The sequence below is a fragment of the Cytobacillus oceanisediminis 2691 genome, from assembly GCF_007678455.1.
Taxonomy (GTDB): Bacteria; Bacillota; Bacilli; order Bacillales; family Cytobacillaceae; genus Mesobacillus; species Mesobacillus oceanisediminis_A.
The window spans coordinates 1-275 of the sequence record NZ_VEEP01000212.1 but is presented as its reverse complement, the minus strand read 5'-3'; the positions used below and the strand labels follow the sequence as shown (position 1 = coordinate 275).

Sequence of the window (275 nt, the reverse complement as noted above, 5' to 3'; positions counted from 1 at the left end):
ATTCAGCTGAAAAAAACCTCTCAAGAAAATGTCCCATCATCATCCCACCCATCACAACCGCCCCTGAACACACCCCAATAACACCAATCCATTTAACCCGGATTTTCATTTTCCCCAATCCATACCTTAACCCTACACTCAAACTCTCAAGACTGACACCCAATGCAACTAAAACCAGGGACATTATTTCTCCCATAAACTCACCTCCTTCCTCTCAATCCCTACCTTAGTATATCCAAGGAGCCTAGATATGCTCACAAAATCAACAGGCCATT

At 43.3% G+C, this 275-nt stretch carries 1 protein-coding gene; it reads right to left on the bottom strand.

The genetic code is table 11. The features are described 5' to 3' along the window. On the bottom strand, nucleotides 1-196 hold a 196-nt coding region (locus FS736_RS23735), incomplete at its 3' end, for a manganese efflux pump (protein ID WP_186326929.1). Nucleotides 197-275: the final 79 nt, after the last annotated feature.